This window comes from Pantoea dispersa, assembly GCF_014155765.1.
Classification (GTDB): Bacteria; Pseudomonadota; Gammaproteobacteria; order Enterobacterales; family Enterobacteriaceae; genus Pantoea; species Pantoea dispersa.
This window is the reverse complement of the sequence record NZ_SCKT01000001.1, coordinates 394653-412825: the sequence shown is the minus strand read 5'-3', so window position 1 is coordinate 412825 and position 18173 is coordinate 394653. Positions and strand designations below refer to the sequence as shown.

The following is an 18173-nucleotide window of genomic DNA, read 5'->3' as shown; positions in this document are numbered from 1 at the left end:
GTCACACTATGTCCCAGCAAAAAATCACCATCCATGATGTCGCGCAGGCTGCTGGCGTATCGGTCAGCACGGTATCGCTGGTGCTGTCCGGCAAAGGGCGTATTTCACCCGCCACCGCCGCGCGGGTGAATCAGGCGATTGAGCAACTCGGCTATGTGCGTAACCGCTCAGCCTCCATGCTGCGCGGTGGTGAAAGCGGGGTGATTGGCCTGATCGTGCGCGATCTCAGCCAGCCCTTTTATGCGGCAATGACGGCGGGACTGAGCGAGGTGCTGGAGCAGCAGGGCAAAGTGCTGGTGCTGACGCAGAGTGGCCAGCACGGCCAGCATCTGCAGCGCTGTTTTGATTCGCTGGCGGCGCAGGGTGCCGATGGCATTGTGCTGGGCGGCGCGGTGGCGCAGGCGGAATCGCTGCGGTTACAGGCGCAGGAGCAAAATATTGCGCTGATCTGCGCCGCGCGCGCCAGCAGTCTGGAAAAAGTCGATTCGCTGCGTCCGGATAACAGCCAGGCGGCGCGGATGGCCACCGAGTATCTGATCAAACAGGGGCATCAGCGCATTGCCTGGGTGGGCGGTCTGGGTTCCTCACTGACGCGCGCCGAACGTATCGGCGGCTATTGCGCCACGCTGCTGCAGTACGGTTTGCCGTTTCGTCCGGACTGGATTATCGAATGTGACGATCGCCAGCAGAGTGTCTCTGCGCTGACGCAGGCGCTGCTGCATCAGCATCCGCGTATTACCGCTATCCTGGCGCACAATGCCAGCACCACGCTCGGCTGCTATTTCGGCGCGCTGCGCAGCGGCCGCACCCTCGGGGAAGATGCCGTGGACAGTTACTACACCCAGCAGCTGGCGCTGGTCGGGTTCAACGACGATCCGCAGCCTGAGCTGAACGATCCGGCATTGACGTTTGTCAGCAGTGAAGCGCGCATCGTCGGGCGGCGCGCGGCAGAACGCATATTACAGCGCCTGGCGCAGCCACAGGCCGATGTGCAGACGTTAATCGTGCCGCCGCAGCTGGTGCAGGGCCGCTAAGCCTGTCGCCCGCCCGGCGTCAGATCATTACTCGCCACGTTTCTGTTACCGCTGCTTACCGATTGTCAGCCGTCCTGTGATCATCGTTCTGCTTATGCATTGCGGGCCAGCAGAAAATAAAGATTAAACTTCGGCATCAAATCCTGACACGAAATTGTCATAATATGGTCAGCGTTAAATAAAAATCAACGCGTTAGCCATTTTTATAAATTACGCGAATTTTGTATTGATTAATATTCTTTACCGGCCGCACCTGAATTTTATTCAGGCTGGCTGATGTTATTACCTGTCACAAAATGTGTATTTTCTTATTGTTTAGCGCGGGTTTACTTGCTCACTGGATTTGTGACAGGCGAGGAATATACTGCCAGCTATGCTTATTTTTCCTGTGCCGGGGCACGTATGAAAATAATCGTAAACGGGAAAGGTTATCCGGAAAAGAGAAATATCATCGTCAACGATTCACACCATTATCTCAATCTGAAATATAAAAATATCTGGTTTTATCGTAACGCCGTCAGGCAGAAAATCCGCAAAGCCAATAAGTTGTTTATTTTCGCGCCGCTACCGTTCTCGGTGCCGGACGATGCGCAAATCATCCATCTTTTTAATGAAGTGGCCTGCACAAAAAAACGCTGGATGGCGACATTTGAAACCGAAATTCCGCGCGTGCTGCCGGTGCCGGGCGTGGCCAAACTGCATAATCCACAATTGCAGAAACAACTCAAACTGATCGCGGCACCGCAGTGTACGGTGCTGCTGGCTATTTCCGACGCGACGAAAAAGATTCAAATCAAGCTGTTACAGGCGTTTCCGCAGCAGGCTGCAGCCATTTTGCCCAAACTGCATACGCTGCATCCGCCGCAGGCAATTATCTGTGATCGGGTCAGGCCGGTGAATCAGGCGAAGCTGACGTTCAGCTTTGTCGGCAATGAGTTTTATCGTAAAGGTGGGGCGGAAGTGGTGCTGGCCTTTAGCGAGTTGCTGGCAGAAGGCATCATTCACCCCGACAGCGTGCAGGTGAATTTAACGGGCAACCTGAAGCATCGCTATAATATCGCGCACGGCGCGCAGCAGGATGACGCGCAATTTCATCAGCGGATTGAAGACCTGATTAATCAGCAGGCAATCTTCAGGCATGAAACATTTCTGCAAAATGATCGGCTGATGAAAATGCTAGAACAGACCGATGTCGGATTATTACCGACCTGGCAGGATACCTACGGCTTTTCAGTGCTGGAAATGCAGGCGTGCGGCTGTCCGGTCATTACCACCAATGTGCGCGCACTACCGGAAATAAACCCGGCTTCGGCCGGCTGGCTTATTGATTGTCCGCTGAATGCTATGTTTGAAATCGCTATCGGTTCAGCGCAGGAGAAACTGGCGATCAGAGACAGAATTATTGCGCAGCTCAAACAGATCATCACGCAGATGATGGCGCAGCGCGAGGCGATCAGCACCCGCTCGGCGCGGGCGCTGCAAAGAATTAAAGACCAGCACGATCCGGCGCGCTTTCGCGCCCGTCTCGACGCCTTTTATCAGCAGACAGCACAGGTGAATCGTGCCCCGGGCGTCAGCGCTAAAGAGATTTGACGCATTAATCACGCCGGGTGGAGGAAGCGGATCCCCGGTTATCGCCGGTGGCGCTGACGCAACGGCCAGCGCGCACGGCATTAGCGGGCTCTGGCCGTCAGACTAAAATAGGGATGTTTTCCTGCCAGCAGCAGCAAAAACTCATATTCTCCCTGACTGAGCGGCGACGGTTTTGCTGCGGACTCCTTCATCTGCCAGACCCGCAGGCTGAGGTCGAAGCGCTCCGCGGCAAGCAGTTGTGTCATGCCTGCGGCAATACGCAAGTCGCGGACATCGGTTTGAACCGGTACAAGGTGCTGCAATAATTGATGACTCATAAATTTTTCTCTTATTGTGGCCTTTCCCTGGCGGTGTTGTTATGTGCTGCACGCAGCGTCGGTCAGAGGCTGGCAAGGCTGGCCGCAACAGCAGCGGTGCCGGTGCCGGATGCTGTTAACCCGGATTGAGCCCCGGGCGGTGGGCTGTCAGAAAAGTTAAAATGACTGATCACCGCAGCCAGCGTTCCGGTACGGCCATTCAGGCTGCCGGCCGAGGCGGCAATCTCTTTCACCAGGGCGGCATTCTGCTGGGTGACGCGATCCAGATCGGTCACGGCCAGCGTAACCTGGGCAATGCCTTTACTCTGTTCGTCTGACGCCAGCGCAATCTGGCCAATCAGCGAGGTGACGGCAGAAACGCTTTGCGTGGCGCTGTCCATGATGGCGCCGGCGCGCTGCGCGGTCTGCGCGCCCTCGCCTACGCGCGTCACGGTGCCATTAATCAGCCCTTCGATCTCCTTCGCGGCGCTGGCGCTGCGTTGTGCCAGCGTGCGCACTTCAGCTGCCACCACGGCAAAGCCGCGTCCCTGCTCGCCGGCGCGGGCGGCTTCAACAGCCGCGTTCAGTGCCAGAATATTGGTCTGAAACGCGATGCTGTTAACCGTGGCGGTGAACTGACGGATTTTATCGGCTTCGGCGGCGATATCGGCCATCATCGCTGACACGCTTTTGACCAGCGCTTCGCCGTCACGCGTGGTGCGCGCCGCATCCTCAGCCAGCTCGCGCGCTTCGCCGGCGCTGTGGGCATTTTTCTCTACGGTGGCGCTGAGCTGCTCCATGCTGGCCGAGGTCTGCTCGAGCGCGGCCGCCTGGCGGGTGGTGCGATCGGACAGATCGGCATTGCCGCTGGCGATATCCGCAGACTCTTTGCGCAGCACGTCGGTGTTGTCATGCACGGCGCGCACCGTGGTCAGCAGGCTCTGCTGCATCAGCCTGACCAGCGGAATCAGCTGACCCACACAGTTGCGGCCAAAATCCTGCGGTTCCCGCGTAAGATCGCCAGCGGCGATGCCGCGGAAATGTTCCCGCAGCGCCCCCAGCGGCCGTACCAGATGCGTGACCAGAAAACGGTCACAGAACAACAGCAGCGCGAGCATCAGCAGTGCAGCAATGCCAAAGGCCATTTGCAGACGCTGGCGATCGGACTGGTCGGCATGGTTATTCGCTGCGATGTCGCGCTGCAGCAACTGCAGGCGCTCAGCCGCAGGCACCGCAAAGTCAGCCGGCGATGCGGTGAGGGCGGTACGCAGCGACGCCCAGTCGCTATCGACCGGCGCATCGGCCGCTACGGCCGCTTTTGCCGCCGTGGTTCCCGATGCCATCACTAAACTGGCGCGATTGAGAAACAGCAGCTGGCTGGTCAGGGTGGCGTTATGCAGTTCGCGCTGATGCATGTCGCGCAGCACCGTGCTGCCATAGATCCCGGCCAGCGCCACAATCAGCAGCGCCGCGACCAGGATGCACTGCACAACCCGGCGAATGGTGAAGTTTTTAAGAAATTGCATGGTGAGTTTCCCCGGTGTCGTTTAAGACACAATGGTGTCGAGCGTTATTATTTATTGTTCGCGATAATATCGCGTACTATGGTTTAGCGTTTTAAGCATGGCAGGGAATTCTGAAAAAGAAAATGAATCGTCGATAAAATATTTCTTTCCCGAAGACACGCCAGACTAATTTATAAAAGGGTTATTTCGCCGGACCGCGGCAGCCAGGCTCGCCGGCGGATAAATAAACATTCATTGTTTTTACCGTTTGCTGAAATTGAGCGTTCATTGCCCGTTAATTTAGCTTAAGTCACGTTGCAATGATTAATGGCACTCCGCCTGCAACACGCTGGGCGTCATCAAATAATAAACGCTGCCGCGTTAGCGCTAATTTCACCCGTGACCATCACCGATTATAAATTCACGCTGTAAAGCACCGGACCCGTTGGACGTCCGGTTGGCGAACCGCCGTGCGGCTCGAGACTGATCGCCAGCGTCGCCTTAACCAGCGACTGCTGTTTCTCAATCGGATACTGCTGCGGCGCACTTCCGGTGACCAGACCGAGTGAAACGGGCGCCCGGCCAGGCGGAATCAGCCACAGTTCCAGACTCTGATCCGCCCTGACCGCGCTGACCTGCAGCGGCGCCAGACTGATCACGTCCTGCCGGCGGCTGGCGCTCACCACCCATTGCTGACTGTGTTGTGCATCGGTCAGCACGGCCAGCGGCGTCATAACCGGCTCGCGCAGCCAGTAAGCCGACAGCGCGAAGCCCAGCGCGACGCAGGCGGCAGCCAGCCACGGCAGCGTCCGGCGTGCGGGCGCGACGCGCTTGTCGGGCGGCAGGGAAAGGGCAATTTTTTTCCACAGCGTTTCCGGCGGCGTGACGGGCGGCTGAACCTGGTCGAGACCCGCCAGCAGCGTCTGCCAGCGGGCGACCTGCGCCGCCAGCACCGGCTCGGCCTGCAGTCTGCGCTGAAAGCGCAATCGCGCGCTGCCGCGCAGCGTGCCGAGGGCGTACTCCGCCGCCAGGGCGTCATCCCGCTGCACTTTTTCACTCATCGTCCAACACACTCCCGCAGATGGTCCAGGCCACGTCGAATCCAGCTTTTAACCGAGCCGACCGGCTGCTGCAGCCACCCGGCAATGTCGCTATGTGATAAGCCCTGATAATAGGCCAGCGCGATCGACTGGCGCTGTTCACTGCTCAAATGCTGCAGACAGTGATGCAGGCGGGCAACCTCGCGATCGTGCTGCTCATCCAGACTGACGTCACCCGGCGTGCTGCTTAAATCGTCGAGCCAGGCTTCATCGGCATGGAATTGTCTGGCATAGCCGCTGCGCAGCCAGTCAATACAGCGGTTGCGTACAATGTGCGTCATCCAGGTCAGGGGAGAACTGAGCGCGCTATTAAATGACGCGGCGTTGTGCCAGACCGTGATGTAGCATTCATGCAGAATCTCTTCCGCCCACGCCCGCTGGCGTAACATGCGCAGCGCTACCGCAAACAGGTGCGGTGAAGTCAGCCGGTACAGTTGTTCAAACGCAGGGCGATCGCCACTGGCGACCGCCCTGATTAAGGCTATTTGTTGCTCAGCCTGAGACGCGTCCATAATACTCCTGGCGGGTTTATTTAACCTTACCGAGTATAGACAGTTATTCAGGCATCAAAACAGTATCAATAACATCAATCACGCCATTTTTCTGGTTAACATCATAAGTGCTGATATTCGCCACATTACCCTGACCATCTTTCAGCTGAATATTGTGTGGCCCGTTGCTCATAATCCACAGCGGCTGACCATTCACCGTTTTCAATTCGGCTTTACCGCCACCCTGTTTAATTTTTTGCTCCAGCGCTTTCATATCATATTTACCGGCGACCACATGGTAGGTCAGCACGCTGGTGAGTTTGGCTTTGTTTTCCGGTTTGAGAAGTGCATCAACGGTGCCGGCAGGCATTTTGGCAAAGGCGGCGTTAGTCGGCGCAAACACCGTAAACGGGCCTTTGCCCTGTAAGGTATCGACCAGACCCGCGGCTTTAACGGCAGCGACCAGCGTAGTGTGATCCTTCGAGTTCAGGGCATTTTCAATAATGTTTTTTTGTGGATACATTGCCGCGCCGCCCACCATCACCGAATCGGCGTGCATGGCCGCCATCGAAGCGTTCGCGCCAAGCAGGGCGGCAGACAGGACGGCATAACTGATTAACTTTTTCATCATATATCCTCATTGAAGGAGCAGAAGAGTGCTCACAAAGGGATATACGTACGGTGCGGCTGAACGGATGCAGAAAAGGGTGAAATTTTTTTGCCGGGGGAAAACGGCAGCCCGGAGCGGGCTGCCGCGGGGATTACTCTGGCATGCCTTCGCTGGTTGGCGCGCCTAACATGTAGCGCGACAGGAACTGCTCCAGCGTCATTTTGTCGCCATTCATGGTGACCTGACCGTTAGCGTATTGCAGGCTGGTAGTGATGTTATCGTCCTGCTGCTGCGTCAGACGGAACATCTGGCCCATCGCCGCCAGACCTTTCACCTGCTGATCGGCCAGCTTCTGCGCATCATCACCCTGATAACCTTCCGCCAGCCCGACGTGACGCATCACTTCGGTCGCCATCGGCATATTGATGCTCAGCTTGCCGTCGAGCGTTTTCAGCACGCGATCCACGGCGGCACCCAGACTCTGCGGTTCACCGGTGACGATCGCCGGATCGTTGAAACCGACGTTAAGGTTAAACGTGCTCTCGCCCTTGTCATTTTTCCAGCTCAGCGGCGCGACGCTCACGGTCGGCGAACCTTTCAGCAGGGTCGGCAGGTTATTTCTCAGGATGGTCTGCACGCTGGCCTGGTAGCGGATAGGATCGTCCACCACGCCAGGCTGGTTCAGCAGATCCTGCATCTGCGCATTGTACTGGTCAGAGAAGGTTTTCACCGCCTGAGCATCAAACTGCGCAAATTTCATCGCCAGTTTGGCTTTGCCGAACGGCTGTTTTTGCAGGCTGATGCTATCAACCTGATAATCAATCTGGCCGCCAATCTTGCCGTCTTTGTTGTCGAACGAGGACTTCCCGTCCAGCTTCTCCAGCGTCAGGCCTTCCTGACCGTTGATGCTGGCGTCGAGCTTATCCAGCGTGATGGTCTGGTCGCCGACGCGCACGCCTTCCGGACTCAGGTGGGTGTCACCGCCCAGCTTCAGACCGTTAAGGGTAAACAGCACCGGCTGCTGCAACTGGTTTTTGCTGGTGACGGCGATGCTGGAGAAGTCGCCCTGCAGACTGATTTTGTCGCCTTTGCTGTCCGCGCTGACGTTGAGCGTGCCGCCGTTGGTGGCGAGGCGATCACCGGTCTGCGCATTGCTGTAATCCACCGGCAGCAGGTGCAGCGCGGTATCGGTCGCGCCGCTGTAACCAACGCGGGTATCGGCATTAACCAGCGATTTGCCCTGGGTCAGTTCAAACAGTTTCTTCACCGCATCGGTGTTTTCCAGTTCGGTGTGCACCGAGGCCATGCTGGGGATCAGGTTGCCGCGTTTCAGCTGAGCAAACGGGAAAGGACCGTGGTCGATGGTTTCGTTGAGCACGATGCTTTGACCCGGCTTCAGCAGCGGATTGTCTTCGGTCTGCGAACTGGCCTGAATTACCAGTTTGGTTTTGCTGCTGAATACGCCACGCTGGTAATCCTGATAGCTGAGCGTCAGACGGCTATTCGGCGCGTACGCGTTGATCTGGCTGTTGGCATTTTGCAGCATCTCATCCATGTGGCTTTCCAGCTGTTTACCGGTAAACCACGCTGCGCCAGTCCAGATTACGCCGAGCGCCACAATCACACCTACGGCAACCTTGGTCTTTTTCATCGCTGAGTCGTCCTTATCCTTGCGTGCGCATACCGTTGGGCCGCGCGACGGGTGAAGAAAAACGCCCGCAGGCGTTTTTTAATTAATAGTTTGAAATAATAGCAGTTAATGCTGCAGGCGTCAGCCGCCTCACGTCAGCGCGTTGTACACCCGCGCCAGACGACCGGTCCCCGCCGCGCTCACCGGCGACTCGCTGGCTGCGACAAAGCAGGATTCGCCCGGTTGCAGTACCAGCTGCTGTCCGGCCTTTTCAATCACCGCCTGGCCTTCAATGCAGAACAGCAGGGCGGCACTGTGCTGTGCCAGCGTTTGCGGCGTGGCCGAGAGCGTATGGATGGCGAAGGCAAAATCCTCTACCGGAATCGGGAAGTTCAGGCTGTCGCCCTGCGTCTGCGGCTGCGTGAGCAGCGTCGCCGCCGGTTTGGCCTCGAACTTCAGGTTGGCCAGCAGTTCCGGAATATCAATGAATTTCGGCGTCAGGCCGGCGCGCAGCACGTTATCCGAATTGGCCATCACTTCCAGCGCCACGCCTTTCAGATAGGCATGCGGCGTTTCGGCGAACAGGAACATCGCCTCACCCGGTTGCAGGGTGATGACATTCAGCAGCAGCGGTGAGAACAGGCCATTATCGTCCGGATAGTCGCTGGCGATCGTTTTGATGGTCTGCCACGGTTCGCCTTCGCGCGCGTTCAGCGCGGATTTCAGCACGCCGAGCGCGCGGGTTTTGCTCTCGTCTTTCAGCGACAGCAGGGTAGCGAACAGTTTAGCCAGCGCGGCTTCGCTGGCGTTTTCAAGGAAATGGGCGATCTGCGGATGCGCGCCCGCGACCGGCTCCAGCAGCGAGACAATCTCCAACAGTTCGCGAAAGCCGTTCATCGCCTGGAACGGCGTCAGGGCATAAACCAGTTCGGGCTTGTGGTTAGCATCTTTATAGTTGCGCTCGGCGGCGCTGAGCGGAATGCCCGCCGCGTTTTCACGCGCGAAACCGGCTTCTGCGGCAGTTTTACTGGGATGCACCTGAATCGATAACGGCTGATCGGCGCACAGCACTTTAAACAGAAACGGCAGCTCACCGAAACGCTGCGCTACCGCAGCCCCCAGCGTCGCGACCTGATCGTCATTGATCACGTCACGCAGCGAACGGGTGATGCCATTCACTTCAACGGTAGAGGGGCTTTTCGGGTGCGCGCCCATCCATAATTCCGCCATCGGCAATCCCTGCGGGTTTTCGATGCCGTAGAGTTCGGTCAGCGCGGTTTTGCTGCCCCATGCATAATTTTGCAGCGAATTGTTCAATTTTTGCATCGTTTACCCTTAATAACGGTAAGTAAATAAGCGTATTAAAGCAGAAAGTGCCATAGAAAATACACGAACAAGTGCAATAAACGCGATGGGCTCGCATAATGTTAATTTCTTGTATGTGACAATCTTGCTCGCTCTAAGGCGTCGCGGGAAGACGACTTAGGCGGAAACCTCAAAATCTGAGCTAAGGAGACGTAGTCATGGCAGCCAACCGCATTGAAAAAGATTCAATGGGTCCGATCGAAGTTCCGGCAGATAAGTTGTGGGGCGCACAAACGCAGCGTTCGCTGGAGCACTTCCGTATCTCCACCGAGAAGATGCCCGTGGCGCTGGTGCACGCGCTGGCGCTGACCAAGCGCGCCGCCGCCCAGGTTAACCGCGATCTGGGGCTGCTGCCGGCTGAACGGGCCGGGGCGATTATCGACGCCGCTGACGAGGTGCTGGCCGACCAGCACAGCGACGAGTTCCCGCTGGCCATCTGGCAGACCGGCTCCGGCACCCAGACCAACATGAACATGAATGAAGTGCTGGCGAACCGCGCCAGCGAACTGCTGGGCGGCGAGCGCGGCATGTCACGCAAAGTGCATCCGAATGATGATGTTAACAAGAGCCAGAGCTCCAACGATGTGTTCCCGACGGCGATGCACGTTGCTGCGGTGATTGCGCTGCGCGAACAGCTGATCCCGCAAATTGAGGTGCTGAAAAACACCCTGAGCGAGAAGTCCGCCGCGTTTAAAGACATCGTTAAAATTGGTCGTACCCACCTGCAGGACGCCACACCGCTGACGCTCGGCCAGGAGATTTCCGGCTGGGTTGCCATGCTGGAGCACAATCTGAAGCACATCGAACACAGTATTTCGCACGTCGCCGAGCTGGCGCTGGGCGGCACGGCGGTCGGTACCGGCCTGAATACCCATCCGGAATATGCGGTGCGCGTGGCGAAAGCGCTGGCCGACCTGACGCAGCAACCTTTTGTCACCGCGCCCAACAAGTTTGAAGCGCTGGCGACCTGCGACGCGCTGGTGCATGCGCACGGCGCGCTGAAAGGCCTGGCCGCCTCGCTGATGAAAATCGCTAACGACGTGCGCTGGCTGTCGTCCGGTCCGCGTTGCGGCATCGGTGAAATCAGCATCCCGGAAAATGAGCCCGGCAGCTCGATCATGCCAGGCAAAGTCAATCCTACCCAGTGTGAAGCGCTGACCATGCTGTGCTGCCAGGTGATGGGCAATGACGTGGCGGTGAACATGGGCGGTGCGTCCGGTAACTTCGAACTCAACGTCTACCGGCCAATGGTGATCCACAACTTCCTGCAGTCGGTACGGCTGCTGGCCGACGGCATGGACAGCTTCAATCACCATTGCGCGGTGGGCATTGAGCCCAACCGCGAGCGCATCGATCAGCTGCTCAACGAGTCGCTGATGCTGGTTACCGCGCTGAATACCCATATCGGCTATGACAAAGCGGCGGAAATTGCCAAGCAGGCGCACAAACAGGGGCTGACGCTGAAAGCCTCGGCGTTGCAGCTCGGCTACCTGACCGAAGCGCAGTTTGACGAATGGGTGCGGCCGGAAGAGATGGTTGGCAGCATGAAGCAATAGCTTTACTGCCGGACACTACAGCGCGACCTGTCGCGCTGTTTTTTTTGCCTTACAGACGGTCACTCCATAAATGCAGCCGCGGGATGATCAGATGCAGCGGCTGCGCCAGCGGCTTGTAACGGTGCGTGATGTTTTCAGCATCGTAATCCAGCAGTTCACCCAGCGTCGGCACCTGCGTACGATCGCGGCACAACACCAGCAGCGGCGAAGGGCAGGCCAGCTGCAGCTGTTTTTTCTCGCTGGCGCGCCACAGCCGCGCGATAGGTTGCACTTTGACTGGCCGCTTGATCTTCAGCTGCGCGCCGTCCGGCAATGACCGCACCCGCTCCAGCTCCTGCTGCACTTTCTCTGCCCACTGTTCGCGCGTCCACGGCGCCTGCGCGCGGTTCGCCTTCAGGCTGCGCTCCAGCTGCTCGACGATGGCCTCGCGCGTCACCTTCTTGATGATGTTTTTATTCGCCCAGCCAAAACGCAGCGTATCCGGCGCCTGCAGTAGCGTGACGCTGCGGTAGGCATTGAGCGTGATCAGGCCACGCAGATGCTGGTGCACAAACTCAAAACGCGCCTCGCTCGGCAGGCCGGAGTCGACGGTGATCAATTGCTCCAGCCGCTGTTTAAGGGTGTTGATGGTCGTGACCTGCTGCTCCAGTCGCTGGCTGGCCGCCTCATCCGCCTCAATGCAGAGGGCGCCAGGCAGACGCACCGCCGCTTTGGTGCTGAGTTTTTCTGACTGATGCTGCATAAACAGGCGACAATAGTGGGCGAGGGCCATTTCGCGCGCGCGTTTACCGAGATGCTGGGTCACCGCGATGCGGTTGATTTCATCATGCTCTTTGCCTTTCTCGATCTCCGGCAGGCTGAACACGCGCGCCAGCAACAGCGGCTGCTGTTCAACCGCCGCCCGCAGTGCAGTGAGTTCGCGCTCCAGCGTATTCACGCATTCGTGTAAATCAGCCACTAAATCATAGCGAGCCATCGCGGTTCTCCATAGTTACAACATACCAAAGGGTGGCACTGAATGACGCGGCGAGCAAGCAAGCATACTAGTTACAACATACTACAATAAAGTTTATCCATCCGATCGCTGAAACCCCGGCGTGGAATTCGGCTCAACAGGGCGCGCGGGCATTTTTCCTGTCGGATGAACATGTTATAACCGTGATTTACCTGTTAACGGATATTAGCTGTGGAGTATCAGCCAAAACCGGGCGCGCCCGCTATCGTCACGCTCGGCGCCGTGCAGATCCTGTCATGGGGCGGATCGTTTTATCTGATGGCCGTGATGGCTAACCCGATCATCGCGGAAACCGGCTGGTCGCAGCAGTGGGTGTATGGCGCACTTTCGCTCGGCATTCTGGTCTCCGGCCTGCTGGCACCGCTGTGCGGCCGGCTGATTGCCCGCGCACAGGGTCGCCGGCTGCTGGCGGCGAGCGGGGCGGTGATGGCGCTCGGGCTGGTGATCATGGCGCTGAGCCACAGTTTGCCGCTGTTTCTGTTCGCCTGGCTGATTATCGGCGCCGGCATGGCGATGGGCCTGTATGACGCGCTGTTCGCCACACTGGGAACCTTATATGGCGGCCAGGCGCGTGGCGCGATTACCGGTATTACGCTGATCTCAGGATTCTGTACCTCGCTGGTGTGGCCCGGCATCGCGCTGCTGATCCACTGGCTGGAGTGGCGCGGTGCCTGTCTGGCCATTGCCGCGCTGCTGTGCCTGGCGGTGCTGCCGGCTTACCTGTATGCGCTGCCAGCGCCGCGCACGCCATCCAGACCAAAAGCCACGCAACAGCATACCGCACAGAATTCGCTGGCCCCCACGCTGTTCTGGCTGCTGTGCAGCATCTTTACCCTCGCGTCGGTGATCATGACGGCGATATCGGTGCAGCTGATTAACCTGCTACAGGCGAGCGGGCATTCGCTGAGCGCCGCGCTGGCGATCAGTACGCTGCTGGGGCCGTGCCAGGTGGCGTCGCGCATTGTCGATATGGCGTTTAAGCGCGGCCATCCCATCTGGACCACTTTCTTCTCAGTCGGGCTGGTGGCGCTGGGATTACTGCTGCTGGCCTGTTATCCCGCGTGGGCGCTGGTGAGTATGGTGCTGTACGGTGCAGGAAATGGCTTGCGGGCTATCGTGCGCGGAACCCTGCCGCTGGCGATGGTAAAACCGGAAGAGTACGCCATTGTGGTTGGCCGCATGGCGCGACCGGCGCTGATTGGTCAGGCCCTCACACCGCTGATTGGCGGCTATATTTTCCAGCATTCCGGCGCGCAGGCTACGCTGTGGCTGTTATGTGCGCTGGCGCTTATTAACGTGCTTTTGGTGGTGGTGCTGAAGCGGAAATTGCCGGCAGGCGCTCCGGAATCCGCAGGTTGAAATCGCCACTGACGGCTAACGGGCAGAGATGGCCGCAGCTGCGCTTTAGTGGCGATCCGTCAGATATTGCAGCAGGCAACACAACGCGCTTAATAGCAGAGTGCAGCCAGCCGAGACAACGAAAGGCAGCGGTGCCATCCGCACGCATTGCCATAAGGTTGGCGCGTTCAGGCAGCTGGTTGCCGCCGTGATGATGCCCACCGTCAGCGGGAGAACGGTCAGCAATAATGCGCCAACGACCGGGGATAATACAGACATTATTTCGCGCCTCGAAAATAGTAACGGCGCGCATTTTGTGCAAAAAATAGCAAGGGAATCATGACCCGGATCAATATTATTCCTTTCAGAAGACGGTTTATCGACCCTGACGCAGCCCCCTTGGCCGGCGTGTTTTTGTTTCTTACTCAGAAACAATGGTTTGTCTGAGAGTAGGTTGCGCACACGGCGCACCACGCGTGCAGAAATTATCTTCCCTTTGTCACAACATCCTTTGCCAGCCCGCAGCTACAGCGGTGGGGGCAAAAAAGTGACACATCGCGCATATTGTTGCGCAAGGCTCAGAGTGCTAAAGCGGCCAGCGGCATGCCTTATTGGATTCTTTTTATTTAAATTCAATGCTTTAATTCGATATCAAGGCGGGTAATAGCGCAGGTTAGTCACGGGCGGAAAGCATTTTCGGTATTCTAAAAAGCAACAGTGTTTGTTATATTTATTGCTCATTGATTATTCACTGCCGCGGTATGAAAACAAGAAGATAGGCCGCAACTCAGGAAACAGAAATGCTAGATTACCGCTTCCCGACAGCTTTGCAGATGGTTTTGAGCGTAGCGATGGCGGAGCAACTGGGTAAACGCTCGACCAGTGCCATTCTGGCGTACGGTCTTGAAGCGAACCCCAGTTTCATTCGGAAACTCATGGTTCCGTTAACGCGCGATGGCATCATTGTCTCGACGCTTGGCCGTACCGGCTCGATCCATCTGGGTCGTCCGGCCGCTGAGATCACGCTGCGCGATATCTACACCTCAGTGATTGAAGACAAAAAACTGTGGGCGTCGCGCCCCGATGTCGCACCGCGCTGCCTGGTCAGCGCCAACCTGTGCTGGTACTTCAAATCGATCGCGGAGCAAGCGGAAGAGGCGTCGCTTAAAGTGCTGGAAACCCGCACCGTCGCCGATGCCCTTAACGAGCTGAAAAAGCACGATACCAGCAACTGCGAACCGCTGCCTGACCTCGAAATCGCCGAACTCTGCAAAAAAGACCGCTAACCTCCCGTGCGCATCGCTGATGCGCACCTTTCCATTCCGCTTCTGTACGCGCAATCTACCCCTGTAAATCCTGTGAAATCCCGCTGCTGTGCTCTGGTGCAGAGGCGCGCTGTTGCTGTGTAACATCATCATGCCGCGCCAGGCAAAAAAAATCCGGGCACGATGGCCCGGATGGGTTTTACTCCTTAGCGTTTACACCGTCTGCGTTTCCACCGCCGGCTGCTGCTTGCGCGTCACCAGCTTACGCAGCGTCACGTAAAATACCGGCGTCAGGAACAGGCCAAACAGCGTAACCCCCAGCATGCCCGAGAACACGGTGATGCCGGTGACGCCACGCACTTCGGCGCCCGCACCTTCGCCCAGAATCAGCGGCACGGTGCCGGCAATAAAGGCGATGGAGGTCATAACGATAGGGCGCAGACGCAGGCGACAGGCTTCCAGCGCTGACTCCACAATCCCTTTGCCCTGCATCTCCAGTTCGCGGGCGAACTCGACGATCAGGATGGCGTTCTTGCATGCCAGCCCCATCAGCACCACCAGACCGACCTGGACAAACACGTTGTTATCGCCGCCGGTCAGCCACACGCCGACCAGTGCGGAGAGCATCGTCACCGGTACGATCAGGATCACCGCCAGCGGCAGCGTCCAGCTCTCATACAGCGCCGCCAGTACCAGGAACGCCAGCAGCACCGCCACCGGGAACACGATAAACGCGGTGTTGCCCTGGGTTGCCTGCTGATAGCTCAGGTCGGTCCATTCGATATTCATGCCGTTCGGCAGCACCTGGCTGGACATCGCCTCGAGTTTTTCCATCGCCTGCGCAGAAGAGAGCACGCGCGGATCGGCATCGCCAATCAGGTCAGCCGCCGGATAGCCGTTATAGCGAATCACCGGGTCCGGACCGTAGGTGGTGGTGATGTTCACCATGCTGCCAATCGGCACCATCTCACCGCGATCGTTACGGGTGCGCAGGTTCGCGATATCCTGCACGCTGTCGCGGAAATCCCCGTCAGCCTGCGCCATCACACGCCATGTACGACCAAACTTGTTGAAGTCGTTGACGTAAGACGAACCCAGATACACCTGCAGCGTCGTGAACAGATCGGTCAGCGATACGCCCTGTGCTTTGGCTTTGTCGCGATCGACCTGCACATCCAGCTGCGGCACGTTGGCCTGATAGGAGGAGATCGGGAACATCATGCCAGGCGTCTGCATCACCGCACCGGACAGGGTATTAATCGCGGTTTGCAGTGCGCCATAGCCCAGGCCCGCACGGTCCTGCACATACAGCGAATAGCCCGATCCCTGGCCCAGACCGAGGATCGGCGGTGGCATGATGGAGAAACCGAAGCCCTGCTGGATTTTGGAAATTTTCGCGTTGATCTCAGCATTGATTTCCGCCGCAGTGCGGCTGCGCTCGCTGAACGGCTTCAGACCGAAGAACACCGTGCCGGTATTGGGCGTATTGGTGAACTGCAGCGCATTCAGGCCGGGGAAGGCGACGGAGTAGGCCACGCCTTCGGTGTTCATGCCGATTTCGCTCATCTTACGAATCACTTCATCGGTACGCGCCAGCGATGAGCCTTCCGGCATCTTCACGCCACCAATCAGGTACAGCTTATCCTGCGTCGGAATAAAGCCGCCTGGCACGGTATGGAACATGAAGCCGGCACCGGCCAGCAGCAGCACGTACACGCCAAACACCGCACCGCGCCGGCGCAGGGTTTTGCCGACCATCGATTCATAGCCGTCTGAGCTGCGCTGGAAGAAGCGGTTAAACGGCCGGAACACCCAGCCCAGCAGGCGATCGATCAGGCGCGTCGGCAGGTCCTTCGGCGCACCGTGCGCCTTCAGCAGTTTCGCCGCCAGCGCCGGAGAGAGCGTCAGCGAGTTAATCGCCGAAATCACCGTCGAAATGGCAATGGTCACGGCAAACTGCTTATAGAACTGACCGGTTACGCCGGAGAGGAAGGCCATCGGCACAAATACCGCACACAGCACCAGCGCGATGGCGATAATCGGCCCGGAGACCTCGCGCATCGCCTGGTGAGCCGCCGCCACTGGTGTTAAGCCCTGTTCAATGTTACGCTCGACGTTCTCCACCACCACGATGGCGTCATCGACCACGATCCCAATCGCCAGCACCAGCCCGAACAGGCTCAGGGTATTGAGCGAAAAGCCCAGCAGGTAGAGCACGCTGAAGGTACCGACCACCGACACCGGCACGGCCAGCAGCGGGATAATCGAGGCGCGCCACGTCTGCAGGAACAGAATCACCACCAGCACCACCAGCACGATGGCTTCGAACAGCGTCTGGACCACGGCGCGGATCGAGTCACGCACGAACACCGTCGGGTCATAAGGCGCGGCCCACTGCACGTCATCCGGGAAGCGCGTTGCCAGCTCAGCCATTTTGGCGCGTACCGCATTTGACAGGTCGATGGCGTTTGCGCCCGGCGACTGGAAGATACCGATACCGACCGCATCCTTGTTGTTCAGCTGCGAACGCAGGGCATAGCTGCCGGAGCCCATCTCGATGCGCGCTACGTCACGCAGGCGCACCAGCGTGCCGTCGTCGGCGGTTTTCAGGATGATGTTGCCAAACTGCGCCTCATCTTCCAGCCGCCCCTGGGTGTTGATCGACAGCAGGAAATCGCTCTCTTTCTTCGTCGGCTCTGCGCCCAGCTGGCCGGCAGAAACCTGCACGTTCTGCTCCTGCATGGCGCTGACCACGTCGCCGGCGGTCATGCCGCGCGCCGCCACTTTGTTCGGGTCGAGCCAGACGCGCATCGCGTAGTCACCGGCACCGAAGATCTGAATCTGGCCGACGCCTGGCAGGCGCGCCAGCTCATCTTTCACCTTCAGCGTGGCGTAGTTACGCAGATAGAGCGAATCGTACTTGCCGTGGGGCGAGAACAGATGCACCACCAGCGTCAGGGTAGGTGACTGCTTCTGGGTGGTCAGGCCGAGCTGACGCACCTCTTCCGGCAGACGCGCTTCAGCCTGTGCCACGCGGTTTTGCACCTGGACCTGCGCCTGATCGGGATCGGTCCCCGGGCGGAAGGTCACGGTGGTAACCAGCACGCCATCTGAGCCGGCCACCGACTTCATGTACATCATGTTTTCCACCCCGTTGATCGCTTCTTCCAGCGGCGTTGCCACCGAATCAGCAATCACTTTGGGGTTGGCACCGGGATATTCTGCGCGCACCTGCACGCTGGGTGGCACCACGTTGGGGTATTCACTGATCGGCAACAGCGGAATGGCGATCAGTCCGGTGGTAAATATCAAAATCGACAGCACCGCGGCGAAAATCGGTCGGTCGATAAAAAAGCGGGAGAAATCCATAACGGG

15 protein-coding genes are annotated in these 18173 nt (G+C 58.2%); 5 read left to right on the top strand and 10 right to left on the bottom strand.

Annotated elements, in window-relative coordinates; genetic code table 11:
- The first annotated feature begins 8 nt into the window (after nucleotides 1-8).
- Entirely contained in the window at nucleotides 9-1034 is a 1026-nt protein-coding gene (malI, locus tag H7K56_RS01960) for a Mal regulon transcriptional regulator MalI (RefSeq protein ID WP_031279152.1), read from the top strand.
- 402 nt (nucleotides 1035-1436) lie between these two features.
- A complete protein-coding gene (locus H7K56_RS01955) occupies nucleotides 1437-2627 on the top strand; it encodes a glycosyltransferase (RefSeq protein WP_150361380.1) in 1191 nt (396 codons plus the stop codon).
- Between the two features lie 80 nt (nucleotides 2628-2707).
- Here H7K56_RS01955 and H7K56_RS01950 read toward each other — a convergent pair whose 3' ends face one another.
- From H7K56_RS01950 to manA, 7 genes are all read right to left on the bottom strand, one after another.
- Nucleotides 2708-2944, bottom strand: coding sequence for a transcriptional regulator (locus H7K56_RS01950; protein ID WP_150361381.1), 237 nt, complete (start codon nucleotides 2942-2944; stop codon nucleotides 2708-2710).
- A gap of 62 nt (nucleotides 2945-3006) precedes the next feature.
- Nucleotides 3007-4449, bottom strand: coding sequence for a methyl-accepting chemotaxis protein (locus tag H7K56_RS01945; RefSeq protein ID WP_249042750.1), 1443 nt, complete (start codon nucleotides 4447-4449; stop codon nucleotides 3007-3009).
- Between the two features lie 392 nt (nucleotides 4450-4841).
- Nucleotides 4842-5489, bottom strand: coding sequence for an anti-sigma factor (locus H7K56_RS01940; RefSeq protein ID WP_150361382.1), 648 nt, complete (start codon nucleotides 5487-5489; stop codon nucleotides 4842-4844).
- Complete coding sequence (locus tag H7K56_RS01935; RefSeq protein WP_150361384.1) at nucleotides 5486-6040, bottom strand: sigma-70 family RNA polymerase sigma factor; 555 nt, start codon at nucleotides 6038-6040, stop codon at nucleotides 5486-5488. Before H7K56_RS01935 ends, H7K56_RS01940 begins: the two co-directional genes overlap by 4 nt.
- Nucleotides 6041-6083: 43 nt before the next feature.
- On the bottom strand, nucleotides 6084-6647 hold the full coding sequence (locus H7K56_RS01930; protein ID WP_150361395.1) for a fasciclin domain-containing protein: 564 nt from the start codon (nucleotides 6645-6647) through the stop codon (nucleotides 6084-6086).
- A 133-nt stretch (nucleotides 6648-6780) separates the two neighbouring features.
- Nucleotides 6781-8280: a YdgA family protein gene (locus H7K56_RS01925; RefSeq protein ID WP_150361385.1), complete on the bottom strand. Its 1500-nt coding sequence runs from the start codon at nucleotides 8278-8280 to the stop codon at nucleotides 6781-6783.
- Between the two features lie 129 nt (nucleotides 8281-8409).
- Nucleotides 8410-9585 (bottom strand): mannose-6-phosphate isomerase, encoded by a 1176-nt coding sequence (manA, locus tag H7K56_RS01920; protein WP_150361387.1) that lies wholly within the window; start codon nucleotides 9583-9585, stop codon nucleotides 8410-8412.
- Nucleotides 9586-9782: 197 nt separating this feature from the next.
- Here manA and fumC point away from each other — a divergent pair, with 197 nt between their 5' ends.
- Nucleotides 9783-11180 (top strand): class II fumarate hydratase, encoded by a 1398-nt coding sequence (gene fumC / locus H7K56_RS01915; protein WP_150361388.1) that lies wholly within the window; start codon nucleotides 9783-9785, stop codon nucleotides 11178-11180.
- Between the two features lie 49 nt (nucleotides 11181-11229).
- Here the strand turns inward: fumC and tus are convergent, their stop codons facing one another.
- On the bottom strand, nucleotides 11230-12156 hold the full coding sequence (gene tus / locus H7K56_RS01910) for a DNA replication terminus site-binding protein (RefSeq protein WP_150361390.1): 927 nt from the start codon (nucleotides 12154-12156) through the stop codon (nucleotides 11230-11232).
- A gap of 210 nt (nucleotides 12157-12366) precedes the next feature.
- On the opposite strand from tus, the gene H7K56_RS01905 reads away from it, so the two are divergent.
- Nucleotides 12367-13554: an MFS transporter gene (locus H7K56_RS01905; RefSeq protein WP_150361391.1), complete on the top strand. Its 1188-nt coding sequence runs from the start codon at nucleotides 12367-12369 to the stop codon at nucleotides 13552-13554.
- 45 nt (nucleotides 13555-13599) lie between these two features.
- Here H7K56_RS01905 and H7K56_RS01900 read toward each other — a convergent pair whose 3' ends face one another.
- Complete coding sequence (locus tag H7K56_RS01900) at nucleotides 13600-13812, bottom strand: hypothetical protein (protein ID WP_088515833.1); 213 nt, start codon at nucleotides 13810-13812, stop codon at nucleotides 13600-13602.
- A 521-nt stretch (nucleotides 13813-14333) separates the two neighbouring features.
- Here H7K56_RS01900 and H7K56_RS01895 point away from each other — a divergent pair.
- Nucleotides 14334-14819: an RrF2 family transcriptional regulator gene (locus tag H7K56_RS01895; RefSeq protein ID WP_031279147.1), complete on the top strand. Its 486-nt coding sequence runs from the start codon at nucleotides 14334-14336 to the stop codon at nucleotides 14817-14819.
- Between the two features lie 192 nt (nucleotides 14820-15011).
- On the opposite strand, the gene oqxB is transcribed toward H7K56_RS01895, so the two are convergent.
- Nucleotides 15012-18167, bottom strand: coding sequence for a multidrug efflux RND transporter permease subunit OqxB (oqxB, locus tag H7K56_RS01890; RefSeq protein WP_058758475.1), 3156 nt, complete (start codon nucleotides 18165-18167; stop codon nucleotides 15012-15014).
- Between the last annotated feature and the right edge of the window lie 6 nt (nucleotides 18168-18173).